This window comes from Stenotrophomonas sp. 22DLJC03, from assembly GCF_056861405.1.
The window spans coordinates 429408-442686 of record NZ_JBSPUG010000001.1 but is presented as its reverse complement, the minus strand read 5'-3'; the positions used below and the strand labels follow the sequence as shown (position 1 = coordinate 442686).

The following is a 13279-nucleotide window of genomic DNA, read 5'->3' as shown; positions in this document are numbered from 1 at the left end:
GGGGAAGCGGCCGTCCTTTTCCCGCCAGTGGCATGACGTTCATCACAGTTTGATATTCAAGGTCCGGACGCGACACAAACGGCGTCTTTGACCACCCCGACTATAATCAAACACCCGTGATGACCGGTTCAGACTCCATGCCCGACCCCGCCGCCCTGCTCGCCCTGGATGCCCGCCGCTCAGTGCCCTCGCGGCAACTGGGCGAGCCTGGACCGGACCCGGCTACTCTGCAGCGGATGCTGGTCTCCGCGGTGCGTGTGCCTGACCACGGCAAGCGCGTGCCGTTCCGCTTCCTGAAGATCGCTGGCGATGCACGTCACACTCTGGGCGACTTCCTGGCAGAGCGCAGCCGCCAGCGCGACCCGCACGCGGGCGACGCCGTGTTCGAGAAAGACCGCCAGCGTTTCAGCCATGCGCCGTTGGTGATCGTGGTGGTGACCAGCCCGCGCCCGGACCCGAAGGTGCCCGAGCAGGAACAGCTGATGACCGCCGGCTGCGTCTGCTTCGCCCTGCTGCAGGCCGCGCAGGCGCTGGGCTTCGGTGCGCAATGGCTGACCGCATGGATGGCCTTCGATCCAGCCGTGCATGCCCATCTGGGCTTGGCCGAGGGCGAGGGCATCGCCGGCTTCATCCACATCGGCACGCCGAAGGCCGAAGTGCCCGAGCGCGAGCGCCCCGACGCCGCCGCCCTGCTGCAGGACTGGACCGGGCAGTGAGCGCCGTAAGTGTTCCGCCGGTGCCGCCGCCGCTTTATCTGGTCGATGCCAGCATCTATGTGTTCCGCGCCTGGCATTCGCTGCCGGACGAGTTCCAGGACAGCCAGGGCTGGCCGACCAACGCCGTGCACGGCTTCGCCCGCTTCCTGCTGGACCTGCTCGAGCGCGAACGCCCCCGGCACATCGCCATCGCCTTCGACGAGGCGCTGGACAGTGGCTTCCGCCATCGCCTGTATGCGGCCTACAAGGCCAACCGCGACCCGGCGCCGGAAGCGCTGAAGCGCCAGTTCGTGCACTGCAAGGCCCTGTGCGCGGCGCTGGGCCTGGTGGTGCTGGCACACCACGATTACGAAGCCGACGACCTGATCGGCAGCGCGCTGCACCAGCACCGGCACAGCCATCGTGGCCTGATCATCTCCGCCGACAAGGACCTGTCGCAGCTGCTGCTGGACCACGATGAGCAGTGGGATTACGCACGCAACCAGCGCTGGAACGTAGCCGGGGTGAAGGCGCGGCACGGCGTGCATGCGCACCAGATCGCCGATTACCTCGCGCTGTGCGGCGATGCGGTGGACAACATTCCCGGCATCAGCGGCGTGGGCACCAAGTCGGCGGCGGTACTGCTGGCCCATTTCGGCAGCCTGGACGCGTTGTACGAACGCCTGGACGAAGTGCCCTTCCTGCGCCTGCGCGGCGCCGCCCAGATGGCCGTGCGCCTGCGCGAACAGCGCGAGCACGCCCAGCTCTGGCGGCAGCTGACCACCATTGCCCTGGACGCGCCGCTGAAAGGCTGCCAGCCCGGCCTGCTGCGGCAGTCAGCCGACCCGGAACTGCTGGGCGGCCTGTGCCAGGCGCTGCGCTTCGGCCCGCTGACCCGCCGCCGCCTGTTCAACGCCGCAGGCGTGAACGATCCCGGCGCTGCCACCACAGCCGGCATGTCCGACCCTTTCCCCACTTCCAGCGAGCCCGCATGAGCCAGAGAAACACCGAAGCACCGCGCGTTGTTTACGAAGGCAAGTACCAGCGCATGGTCGTGCGTGGCACCTGGGAATACAGCGAACGCACCCACGCCGGTGGCCTGGCGGCGATCATCATCGCCGTTACCCCGGAGGACAAGGTGCTGTTCGTCGAACAGTTCCGCGTGCCGCTGCAGGCGCCCACCATCGAGATGCCGGCCGGCCTGGTCGGCGACGTCGATGCCGGCGAATCGATCGAGGTCTCGGCCGTACGCGAACTGGAAGAAGAAACCGGCTGGACCGCCGATCACGCCGAAGTGCTGATGATCGGCCCGACGTCCTCCGGCGCCAGCAGCGAGAAGATCGCCTTCGTCCGTGCCACCGGCCTGCGCCGGATCGGCGAAGGTGGAGGCGATGACAGCGAGGACATCACCGTGCACGAGATCCCGCGTGCACAGGCGGCGGCGTGGCTGGTGCAGAAGATGGGCGAAGGCTACGAGCTGGACGCCAAGCTCTGGGCCGGCCTGTGGATGATCGAGCATCACCTGGACGGGCGCCCACGTGGCTGACGCCGACCTGCACTCACTACCGGCGCTGCTGGGTGCCGGTGATCCTGCGATCTACACGATCCACCGGCCGCAGGGCGCTTCGCCGTACCTGCTGCTGGCCGACCACGCCGGCCAGCAGGTGCCGCGCGCCCTCGCCGGCCTGGGCTTGCCGCAGGTCGAACTGGATCGCCACATCGGCTGGGACATCGGCATTGCCGGCACCACCCGCGCACTGGCCGAACGGCTGGATGCCTGGGCAATCGAACAGATCTATTCGCGGCTGCTGATCGACTGCAACCGCCCGCTGGCCTCGCCGACGCTGATTCCGGAAGTGAGCGACCACACCGTGGTACCGGGCAACGCCGGGCTGTCGGCGGCGCAGCGGCAGCAGCGCATTGATGCTGTCCACGCGCCGTACCACGCACGCATCGACGCGGAACTGGACGCACGCCGCGATGCCGGTCGCCCCACCCTGCTGGTCATGATGCACAGCTTCACCCCGGCGATGAACGGCGCACAGCGACCGTGGCATGCCGGCGTGCTGTACCACCAGGACACGCGTTTTGCCCATGCCTTGCTGCAGGCACTGCGCGAGGAAGGCGATCTGGTGGTGGGTGACAACGAACCGTATTCGGTCAGCAGCACCAGCGACTACGCGGTACCTGTGCATGGCGAGGGCCGCGGTCTGGTGCATGTGGAACTGGAAATCCGCCAGGATCTGATCGCCGATGCCGCCGGGCAGCTGGCGTGGGCGCAGCGGCTGGCGCGGATCTTCAGCGCGTTGCAGCCGCAGTTGCTGGCATTGGGTTGAACGCGCGTGGATCCATCCGGGGTTGGTAGTGCCGGCCGCTGGCCGGCAACCTCAGGGTAGTTGGATCATTGTGTTTGCCGGCCAGCGGCCGGCACCACTACTGTTGCCGGGCGCAGGCCCAGCGCGATGACCACGCCGAACGCGGCGAACAGCGCGGCGCCGTACTGTGCATTGACCATGCCCTGCAGCGCATCAGGACTGGTTGCCGCCTGCGTGCCGCGCGCGGCGTTGGCCACCATCACCAGTACCGCCAGTCCCAACGCGCCGCCGATCTGCTGTGCGGTGGCGGCCATGCCGGACGCCACACCCTGCTGCGGCCCCGGCACGCCGTGCCCGGCCACGATCCACATCGCCGTCCAGCTCATGCCCTGGCCCACGCTGAGCACCACGATGCCCGGCAGCAGCGGCCAGTAGCTGGCGCCATGCGGCATCGCCAGCGCCACCGCGGTGATGCCGATGGCACCGGCGGCGAAGCCCCAGGCCAGCACCTGCCGTGGCGAACGGCGCCGCAGCATGCGTTCGGCAATGCGGATGCCGAAGGTGCACACCAATGTCGGCAGCAGGAAGGCCATGCCGGCCTGCAGCGGGCTCCAGCCATAACCATCCTGGAAGTAGAGCGCCAGGAAGTAGTACTGCACGCCATAGCTGCTCATGAAGGCGAAGGTCAGACCGAGCGCCGCGCGCAGGCCGGGCAAGCGCAGCAGCGCGAACTGCATCAGCGGGTCACGGCTGCGCTTTTCGATCTGCACGAACACCGTCAACAGTACGGCTGACAGCAGCAGGCAGATGAGCGTGGCCGGCGCAGCCCAGCCCCATTCCGGGCCCTGCACCAAGGTGGTAACCAGCAGGCTGCCGCCGGCGGTGACGGTGAGGCAACCGGCCAGGTCGAAGGAACGGCCGTGCACGCGCGGGCCGTCGGCCGGCAGCCACGCACCGGCAGCAAGCGCGCAGGCGGTGGCCAGCGGCACGATCACCGCCAGCACTGCCGGCCAGCCGAACGCCTGGGTCAGCACGCCACCAAGCAGCGTGCCCAGCGCCAGACCAACTGCGCTGGCCATGCTCCAGATCGCCAGCGCACGATTGCGCACCGGGCCTTCGGCGTACAGCGTGTTGATCAGCGCCAGCGTGGCCGGGAACAGCAGCGCCGCCCCGACGCCTTGCGCGGCGCGCGCGATGATCAACAGCGTGGCATTCGGCGCCAGCGCGCCGAGCAGCGAGGCCAGCGCGAACAGCAGCATGCCCAGCCGGTAGAAGCGACGGCGGCCAATCAGGTCGGCGGCGCGCCCGCCCAGCAGCAGGCTGCCACCGAAGGCCACGGTGTAGGCACTGACCACCCATTGCAGCTGCTGCGCATTGATCTGCAGCGCGCGCCCCATGTCATGCAGGGCGACGAAAATGATGGTGGCATCCAGGGCGATGATCAGCTGGGCGGTGGCGAGCAGGGTCAGCGCCCAGCGCGGGTATTTGAGGGGAGGCATCGGCGGTCTGGCACGGTGGGGGAACGCAGTCTCATTGATGCAGCCCAATCAATAAACCCCTAAGCGACCATATCTGTCATGATTTTCAGCATGAATGCAGCCTCGATGGACCTCAACGCAGTGCGCATGTTGGTGCAGGTGGCCGAAGCCCGCAGCTTCACCGTGGCCGCCGGCCAGCTCGGCCTGAGCCAATCCGGCCTGTCGCGCGCGATCGGGCGGCTGGAGGCCAGCCTGGGAGTGAAGCTGCTGCAGCGGAACACCCGCAACGTGGCACTGACTCCGGACGGCCGCCAATTCGTCGAACAGGTGTCGCCGCTGCTGGCCGGCCTCGACGATGCCGAGCGGCAGTTGGCCGACCGTCCGTGCACGCCCTCAGGCACGCTGAAGATCAGCGCGCCGTCGATGTTCGGGCGCAGGGTGCTGGTGCCTTTGCTTGGGCCGTTGCTGCAGCAGCATCCGCACCTGCAGGTGGAAGCGGTGCTCAGCGACCGCCTGGTGGATCTGGTGGAGGAAGGCTTCGACGCCGCCCTGCGCACCGGCACCATCGCTGATCAGCGCATGGTGGCGCGTCCGTTGAAGCCACTGCGCTGGGTGACGGTGGCAAGCCCGGGTTACCTGACCCGCTGCGGCGCGCCGGTCGATGTGGCGGCGCTACAGGATCACGCCTGCCTGGCGGTGCGCAACCTGCGCAGCGGCCGGCTGGTGGACTGGCAGTTCCTGCAGGACGGGCAGCTGCGCGAGGTCACGCCGCCGACGCGGATGGTGTTTGACTGCGGCGACCCGTTGGTGGAGGCAGCGATTGCGGGCATCGGCATCGTGCAGGTGATGGATTTCGCGGTGGCCGACGCGTTGGCCGATGGCCGCCTGCAGCGCGTGCTGCAGCCGTTTGAAGGCCGCAGCCGCGCGCTGTCGTTGATCTATCCGCCTTCGCGGCAGCATTCACCGAAACTGCAGGTGCTGGCCGACGCGTTGCTGGCCGGGGATTGGTAGATCCACGCCTTGCGTGGATGAGCGTTGGCAGCGCCGGGCCATGCCCGGCGAGCCGCATTGCGGCGGCGGAATGGAATGCCGCCGGGCATGGCCCGGCGCTACCGGTAAGGCGTTGCCGGCCAGCGGCCGGCACTACCTGCAATCAGGCGAAGCTGTCCGTCGCGCGCACCAGCGCGTCCACGTTCTCGGCTTCGAACGCCGAGTGACCCGACGCCGGGGTGATTTCCAGCTTCGCCTTCGGCCAGACCTTGGTGAGGTCCCAGGCGTTGGCCAGCGGGCAGACCACGTCGTAGCGGCCATGCACGATCACGCCCGGGATGTCGGCGATGCGGTGCGCGTCGCGCAGCAGCTGGTCTTCCACTTCGAAGAAGCCACCGTTGACGAAGTAGTGGTTCTCGATGCGTGCGAAGGCCAGCGCGAAATGCGGGTCTTCGTGGCTGTTGATGAAGTCGTCGTCCACATGCAGGAAGCTGGTCGCGCCTTCCCACACCGCCCACGCCTTTGCCGCTTCCAGGCGGGTGGTTTCGTCTTCACTGGTCAGGCGGCGGTGGAAGGCCGAGATCAGGTCATGACGTTCCACCGACGGGATCGGCTTCAGGTAGTGCTCCCACGCATCCGGGAACAGGCGGTTGGCGCCTTCCTGGTAGAACCATTCCAGCTCCCAGCGACGCAGCATGAAGATGCCGCGCAGGACCAGTTCGGTCACTCGCTGCGGATGGGTTTCGGCGTAGGCCAGCGCCAGGGTCGAGCCCCAGCTGCCGCCGAACACCTGCCAGCGATCGACCTTCAGATGCTCGCGCAGCTTCTCGATATCGGCGACGAGGTCCCAGGTGGTGTTGTCCACCAGGTCGGCGTGCGGGATGGAACGACCGGCGCCGCGCTGGTCGAACAGGATGATGCGGTACTTGGACGGGTCGTGGAACTGGCGCATTTTGTCGCTGCAACCACCGCCCGGGCCACCGTGCAGCATCACCACCGGCTTGCCGTCCGGGTTGCCGCACTGTTCGAAGTACAGCGTGTGGCGGTCGTCGACCTTCAGGGTGCCGACGTCGTAGGGGGTGATGGCGGGGTACAGCGTACGCATGCTTGCAGCTCCAGGGTGATGCCCTGCCGGGGCAGGAGAACCTCCATTCTAGGCCGGACGCTGGCCCAGGGTGATCCGGTCGCGCTGCTCCAGGTCCTGCACGGTCTGCACATCGGTGAAACCCGCCGCCTCGAACAGCGCGCGGATCGCGGCGCCCTGGTCCCAACCGTGCTCGATCAGCAGCCAGCCGCCGGGCAGCAGGTGGGCCTGGCCACCATCGACGATGCGGCGGATGTCGTCCAGGCCATCCACGCCGGAAGACAGTGCGGTGGCCGGTTCAAAACGCAGGTCGCCCTGTTCCAGGTGCGGATCATCGCTGGCGATATACGGGGGATTGCTGGCGATCAGGTCGAAGCGCGCGCCCTGCAGCGGCGCATACCAGTCGTACCCGCCCTCGGCGAAGCGGACGTTGCGCAGCTCATGGCGGGCCGCATTGCGCGCAGCCACAGCCAGTGCACCCGGGCTGGCATCGGTGGCCAGCACCTGGGCCTGTGGCCGCTCGCTGGCCAGGGCCAGAGCGATGGCACCGCTGCCGGTACCGAGGTCGGCCAGCTGCAGCGTGCGTTCCGGCGGCAGGCGCTCCAGCGCCAGCTCGACCAGCAGTTCGGTCTCCGGTCGCGGAATCAGGGTGGCCGGGTCGACTTCCAGATCCAACGTCCAGAAACCGCGGCGACCGGTCAGATAGGCCACCGGCTCGCCGGCCACGCGGCGTGCCAGCAACGCTTCGAAGGCAGCCTGATCGGCGGTGGCCAGCGGATCGGTGGCATGCGCGAACAGCCAGCTGCGTGGGCGGTCCAGCACGTGCAGCAGCAGCAGTTCGGCCTCGTGGCGGGCCTCTACGCCGCCGAGGCGGGCACTGGCCTCGGCCACGACCTGGCGCAGGGAGGGTTCGGGTTGGAAAGGCATTCCGCAATTGTAGAGCCGAGCCCATGCTCGGCTGCTGTTCGCGGTAGACCCAGCCGAGCGTGGCTCGACGCTACAAAAACCTGCGATCCGTTCAGGTTCCGCCGGAGGGAATAAGGAGGGGCTATCGGCCCCTTTCCATGCCTTGGGAAGATTTCTCTTGTCACACAGGCAGTTGCAGGATGAGGGTGGCAAGGTTCAGTGTCAGCTCATGGCCTTTTGATAGACTGCACCTATCAAATAGATGCAATCAATGGATTGTTCTTATCGATAGCGAGCCGGTAACCTAGGTCCTGTCGATTCACCCACTCCCCTTCACCCAGAGGAAAAACGATGTCCCTGATCAACACCCAGATCCAGCCGTTCGAAGCCAATGCTTACCTGAATGGCGAGTTCATCAAGGTTTCCGACAGCACCCTGAAGGGCCAGTGGTCGGTCCTGATCTTCATGCCGGCCGCCTTCACCTTCAACTGCCCGACCGAGATCGAAGACGCCGCTGACCATTACGCCGAGTTCAAGAAGGCCGGCGCCGAGGTCTACATCGTCACCACCGACACCCACTTCTCGCACAAGGTGTGGCACGAAACCTCGCCGGCTGTCGGCAAGGCCCAGTTCCCGCTGGTCGGCGATCCGACCCACCAGCTGACCAACGCCTTCGGCGTGCACATTCCGGAAGAAGGCCTGGCCCTGCGCGGCACCTTCATCATCAACCCGGAAGGCGTGATCAAGACCCTGGAGATCCACTCCAACGAGATCGCCCGTGACGTCTCCGAGACCCTGCGCAAGCTGAAGGCTGCCCAGTTCACCGCCGCCAACCCGAACCAGGTGTGCCCGGCAAAGTGGAAGGAAGGCGAGAAGACCCTGACCCCGTCGCTGGACCTGGTCGGCAAGATCTAAAGCAGTACCGGCCTGCCGTGGCCCCACGCCACGGCGCGCCTTTCATCCCCGTGCCGGTCCCCCCGCCGGCGTGGGGGTGAACCCAAGACAGCCAACGCTCGCCCGCCTTGGCCAGCCAGCCCCTTCCACGGTCGCTGTCTTGGGTTCACCCCTACCCCCTGCTGGTCCGCTACCTTCTACAGCGGTGCCACGCCCCCTGTTTGCCTGAAGCCAGGAGATGACCCGATGTTGGACGCCAACCTGCAGTCGCAGCTGAAGACCTATCTGGAGCGCGTGACCCGCCCGATCCAGATCACCGCGCACGCCGATGACGGCGCCAAGTCGCAGGAAATGCTGGAACTGCTGCAGACCCTGGACAGCCTGTCGGACAAGATTTCGCTGCAGGTGCTGCGCGATGGCCAGGGCCGCGTGCCGTCCTTCGACCTCGGCACCCCGGGCCAGGACATCCACCTGACCTTCGCCGGCCTGCCGATGGGCCACGAGTTCACCTCGCTGGTGCTGGCACTGCTGCAGGTCGGCGGCCATCCGTCCAAGGCCACCGCCGAGTTGATCGAGCAGGTGCAGAATCTGGAAGGCGACTACAGGTTCGAAACCTACTTCTCGCTGTCCTGCCAGAACTGCCCGGACGTGGTGCAGGCGTTGAACCTGGCCGCGGTGCTCAACCCGCGCATCCAGCACGTAGCCATTGACGGCGCCCTGTTCCAGGACGAAGTCGAGAAGCGCGAGATCATGTCGGTGCCGACCGTGTACCTCAACGGTGAAGTGTTCGACCAGGGCCGCATGACCCTGGAGCAGATCGTGGCCAAGCTGGACACCAACGCCGGCAAGCGCGATGCCGAGAAGATCGCCGCCAAGGACGCCTTCGACGTTCTGGTGGTGGGCGGTGGCCCGGCCGGCGCCGCAGCGGCGATCTACGCCGCGCGCAAGGGCATCCGTACCGGCATCGCCGCCGAGCGTTTCGGTGGCCAGGTGCTGGACACCATGGCGATCGAGAACTTCATTTCGGTGAAGGAGACCGAAGGCCCGAAGCTGGCCACGGCGCTGGAACAGCACGTGCGCGAGTACGAGGTGGACATCATGAACCTGCAGCGCGCCAGCGCGCTGGTGCCGGCCGGTGAAGACGGCCTGGTGCAGGTGCAGCTGGAAAACGGCGCGGTGCTGAAGTCGCGTTCGGTGATCCTGTCCACCGGCGCACGCTGGCGCCAGATGAACGTGCCGGGCGAAGACCAGTACCGCAACAAGGGCGTGGCCTACTGCCCGCACTGCGATGGCCCGTTGTTCAAGGGCAAGCGCGTGGCGGTGATCGGCGGCGGCAACTCCGGCGTGGAGGCAGCCATCGATCTGGCTGGCATCGTGTCGCATGTAACCCTGCTGGAATTCGATTCCAGCCTGCGCGCCGATGAAGTGCTGCAGAAGAAGCTGCGCAGCCTGGCCAATGTCACCGTGCTGACCAGCGCACAGACCACCGAAGTGCTGGGCGACGGCAGCCGCGTCACCGGCCTGGTCTACAAGGACCGCGTCGGCGGCGACGCCCACCGCGTCGAGCTGGAAGGCATCTTCGTGCAGATCGGCCTGCTGCCCAACACCGAGTGGCTGAAGGATGTGGTGGCGCTGTCGCCGCGTGGCGAGGTGGTCATCGATGATCGCGGCCAGACCAATCTGCCGGGCGTGTTCGCCGCTGGCGATTGCACGACGGTACCCTACAAGCAGATCATCATTGCCATGGGTGCCGGTTCGACCGCCGCATTGAGTGCGTTCGACCACCTGATCCGCTCGTCGGTGAGCAGCAGCAGTGGTGCTGTTGCTGAAGCTGCCTGATCCATCGTTCCCAGATCACCGGGAACATTGTCTGCCTGTCGGGTAACCATGCCGTCAGCCGGTCCGTTACCCCTGGGGTGTAAGGATGAACCTACGTGATCTGAAGTACCTGGTAGCCCTGGCCGACCACAAGCATTTCGGCCGGGCTGCCGCCTCCTGCTTCGTCAGCCAGCCGACGCTGTCCACGCAGATCCGCAAGCTGGAAGAAGAGCTGGGCCTGCCGCTGGTGGAACGCGCACCGCGCAAGGTGATGCTGACCCCGGCCGGCCAGGAAGCGGCGGCACGGGCACGCGTGATCGTGTCCGAGGTGGAACAACTGAAGGAAGCCGCACGTCGCAGCCGCGATCCGGAAGCCGGTACGGTGCGCCTGGGGATCTTCCCGACCCTCGGTCCGTACCTGCTGCCGCATGTGATTCCGCGCATCCGCGATCGCTTCCCGGAGCTGGAACTGCTGTTGGTCGAGGAAAAGAGCGATGTGCTGCTGGACCGCCTGCGCGAAGGCAAGCTCGACGCTGCGCTGCTGGCACTGCCGGTGATCGACGACCAGCTGCATGCCGAGTTCCTGTTCGAGGAACCGTTCCTGCTGGCTGTTTCCGGGCGCCACCCGCTGGCCCGCCGCGAACATCTGGACGTGCAGGAACTTGCCACGCAGAAGCTGCTGCTGCTGGAAGACGGGCATTGCCTGCGCGACCAGGCACTGGAAGTCTGCCGCCTGTTCGGTGCCAACGAGAAGTCCGAGTTCCGCGCCACCAGCCTGGAAACGCTGCGGCAGATGGTCGCTGCCGACGTCGGCATCACCCTGCTGCCGAGCCTGTCGGTGCAGCCGCCGGTGCCGCGCTCGAACAACATCCGCCTGCTCGACTTCACCGGCGAAGGCCGCCCCAGCCGCCGCATCGCCATGATCTGGCGCCGCAGCTCGGCCATGAACGACTTCCTGATGGAGCTGGCCGACCAGTTCAAGCGCCTGCCACAGGCGCTGTTCACCCTTGATGCGTTGAATGCCACCAGCGACGCGACCGCCTTGCCCGGCCCCGCGCTGAACGGCTGATCCCCCGCAGCACCGGCCCGGAATCGGTGGGAGTCGATTCCGGTCGCATTTGTCCCCACAATACAGACAGGCGGCGCCAGCAGGTGCCGCCTTTTGCATGGCTTTCAACCAAGGAGCTTCATCATGAACACCGCCAGCGGCCTGCCGCCGTCGATCACCGTTTCTACCTTCGACATGGACCGCCTGGACGCCATGCTCGAATCCCCTGCGCTGAGCCAGACGCCTGCCGCGCTCGCGCTTGCCGAAGAACTCAACCGTGCCACCGTGCTGGCACCGGACCAGATTCCCGAAGGCATCGTCATGATGCATTCGCGCGTGGAGTGCGAAGATGAAGTGTCGGGCGAGAAGCACGTCCTGACCCTGGTCTTCCCCCGCGAAGCCAACGTCGATGAAGGCAAGGTTTCCGTGCTGGCCCCGGTCGGCAGTGCCCTGCTTGGTCTGGCCATCGGCCAGAGCATCGACTGGAATGCGCCCGGCGGCCGCAAGCTGCGCCTGCGCGTGACTGCGGTCCACAACGACCGCCCCTGATTACCGCTGCGCACCGCGCGCGATTCGATCCCCCTGCACCAGGAGCCGTAATGAGTACCCCGTCCAAACTGTCCCAGCTGCGCGAACTGTCCGTGGTCGTTGCCGATACCGGTGACTACGAGGCAATCAAGCGCCTGCAGCCGGTGGACTGCACCACCAACCCGACCCTGGTGAAGAAGGCGCTGGACCTGCCGGTGTACGCCGAGCTGATCGAACGCGAACTGGCCTGGGGCCGCCAGCAGGGTGGCGACCGCGAAGCCGTGGTGCATGCCGTGGCCGACCGCCTGACCATCGGCGTCGGCGCGCTGCTGAGCACACTGGTGCCGGGCCGCGTGTCCACCGAAGTGGACGCCGACCAGGCCCACGACACCGCTGCCACCGTGGCCAAGGCCCGCCAGTTCATCCAGATGTACGCCGATGCAGGCGTGCCGCGCGAGAAGATTCTGATCAAGATCGCCGCGACCTGGGAAGGCGTGGAAGCCGCGCGCATCCTGCAGGCCGAAGGCATCGACTGCAACCTGACGCTGATCTTCAACCCGACCCAGGCGCTGGCCTGCAGCGAAGCCGGCGCGTTCCTGATCTCGCCGTTCGTGGGCCGCATCCTGGACTGGTACGTGGCCAACGGCCAGACCCCGGCCAGCATCGATGAAGATCCGGGCGTCGTGTTCGTGCGCGGCGTCTACGCCGAATTCAAGCGCCGCGGTTCGCCGACGGTGGTGATGGGCGCCTCGTTCCGTTCGACTGCGCAGATCGAAGCGCTGGCCGGCTGCGACCGCCTGACGATTTCGCCGGACCTGCTGGAGAAGCTGGACGCCGACCACGGCGAGCTGCCGCGCAAGCTGGTGGCCGGTGCCGCTGAAGCGGTGCAGGTGACGCCGATCGACGCGGCAAAGTTCGCAGCCGACCTGGCCGCCGATCCGATGGCGACCGAGAAGCTGGCGACGGGTATCGATGCGTTTGCCAAGGATCTGCAGGCGCTGCGCGAGCGCATTCGCTCGGAACTGTGATTCCAGCCAACGGCTGAGCCCCTCGTGGCGGGGGGCTATGAGCAAAAGCCGCGCTTGGCCGGGCGGGTTGGGTTCGCGGGAGACGCCGTGAATCCGTCCCTGGAGGCTTGGCCGCCGCATCCATGCGGCGGACACTCCCGCGAACCCAACCCGCCCGCCCTCTGACAGTTTCCTGTGGCCGCCCGCCACGGAAGAAAGAAAAGAAAAGCAACAGCGGGTCGCGCGCTGCGCGTGCTCACAAGCAAACAAACAAAAAGGACGCGGCGAACGCCGCGTCCTTTTTGTTTTCCATCAGTTCGTCAGTAAACCAATGCTCTTGCCCACCGTCACCGGGAAACGGTCGGGGGCGGGGCGGTGTGGGTTGGCAGGACCGTTGGCGCCATGGGCCCGAGGCCTGCCTCGGGCGGGTTGGGCAGGACGCCCAACCCCGGTCTTGCCGTGTGCGCAGGACAGCGCACACGAGCAAGGCGCCATCGAGCCCCCAGGGGTGAGGGC

13 protein-coding genes are annotated in these 13279 nt (G+C 66.9%); 10 read left to right on the top strand and 3 right to left on the bottom strand.

What is annotated here, in order from left to right; translation table 11 throughout:
* Positions 1-137: 137 nt before the first annotated feature.
* The 4 genes from AC13GA_RS01955 to AC13GA_RS01940 are packed head-to-tail and all read left to right on the top strand — an operon-like array spanning position 138 to position 3031.
* Entirely contained in the window at positions 138-716 is a 579-nt protein-coding gene (locus AC13GA_RS01955; RefSeq protein ID WP_046985227.1) for a nitroreductase family protein, read from the top strand.
* A complete protein-coding gene (locus AC13GA_RS01950; RefSeq protein WP_482997434.1) occupies positions 713-1690 on the top strand; it encodes a 5'-3' exonuclease in 978 nt (325 codons plus the stop codon). Before AC13GA_RS01955 ends, AC13GA_RS01950 begins: the two co-directional genes overlap by 4 nt.
* Positions 1687-2241: an NUDIX hydrolase gene (locus AC13GA_RS01945; RefSeq protein ID WP_046985207.1), complete on the top strand. Its 555-nt coding sequence runs from the start codon at positions 1687-1689 to the stop codon at positions 2239-2241. The genes AC13GA_RS01950 and AC13GA_RS01945 overlap by 4 nt, the downstream gene beginning before the upstream one ends.
* Positions 2234-3031, top strand: a complete 798-nt coding sequence (locus AC13GA_RS01940) for an N-formylglutamate amidohydrolase (protein WP_482997433.1) — start codon at positions 2234-2236, stop codon at positions 3029-3031. The genes AC13GA_RS01945 and AC13GA_RS01940 overlap by 8 nt, the downstream gene beginning before the upstream one ends.
* Positions 3032-3096: 65 nt before the next feature.
* Here the strand turns inward: AC13GA_RS01940 and AC13GA_RS01935 are convergent, their stop codons facing one another.
* Positions 3097-4509, bottom strand: coding sequence for an MFS transporter (locus AC13GA_RS01935; protein ID WP_482997432.1), 1413 nt, complete (start codon positions 4507-4509; stop codon positions 3097-3099).
* Positions 4510-4614: 105 nt separating this feature from the next.
* Here AC13GA_RS01935 and AC13GA_RS01930 point away from each other — a divergent pair, with 105 nt between their 5' ends.
* Positions 4615-5499 (top strand): LysR family transcriptional regulator, encoded by an 885-nt coding sequence (locus tag AC13GA_RS01930; protein ID WP_482997691.1) that lies wholly within the window; start codon positions 4615-4617, stop codon positions 5497-5499.
* A 142-nt stretch (positions 5500-5641) separates the two neighbouring features.
* Here AC13GA_RS01930 and pip read toward each other — a convergent pair whose 3' ends face one another.
* Positions 5642-6583, bottom strand: a complete 942-nt coding sequence (pip, locus tag AC13GA_RS01925; RefSeq protein ID WP_046985204.1) for a prolyl aminopeptidase — start codon at positions 6581-6583, stop codon at positions 5642-5644.
* A gap of 48 nt (positions 6584-6631) precedes the next feature.
* Positions 6632-7489, bottom strand: coding sequence for a peptide chain release factor N(5)-glutamine methyltransferase (prmC, locus tag AC13GA_RS01920; protein ID WP_136639797.1), 858 nt, complete (start codon positions 7487-7489; stop codon positions 6632-6634).
* 330 nt (positions 7490-7819) lie between these two features.
* On the opposite strand from prmC, the gene ahpC reads away from it, so the two are divergent.
* From ahpC to AC13GA_RS01895, 5 genes are all read left to right on the top strand, one after another.
* Complete coding sequence (gene ahpC, locus AC13GA_RS01915) at positions 7820-8383, top strand: alkyl hydroperoxide reductase subunit C (protein ID WP_004144811.1); 564 nt, start codon at positions 7820-7822, stop codon at positions 8381-8383.
* A gap of 225 nt (positions 8384-8608) precedes the next feature.
* Positions 8609-10201 (top strand): alkyl hydroperoxide reductase subunit F, encoded by a 1593-nt coding sequence (gene ahpF, locus AC13GA_RS01910; RefSeq protein WP_136639796.1) that lies wholly within the window; start codon positions 8609-8611, stop codon positions 10199-10201.
* 85 nt (positions 10202-10286) lie between these two features.
* On the top strand, positions 10287-11249 hold the full coding sequence (locus tag AC13GA_RS01905) for a LysR substrate-binding domain-containing protein (RefSeq protein ID WP_046985201.1): 963 nt from the start codon (positions 10287-10289) through the stop codon (positions 11247-11249).
* Between the two features lie 123 nt (positions 11250-11372).
* The gene (gene rnk, locus AC13GA_RS01900) at positions 11373-11777 is read left to right on the top strand and encodes a nucleoside diphosphate kinase regulator (RefSeq protein ID WP_014036052.1); all 405 of its coding nucleotides are present in this window, start codon (positions 11373-11375) and stop codon (positions 11775-11777) included.
* A gap of 50 nt (positions 11778-11827) precedes the next feature.
* A complete protein-coding gene (locus AC13GA_RS01895) occupies positions 11828-12784 on the top strand; it encodes a transaldolase (RefSeq protein ID WP_046985200.1) in 957 nt (318 codons plus the stop codon).
* Positions 12785-13279 lie beyond the last annotated feature (495 nt).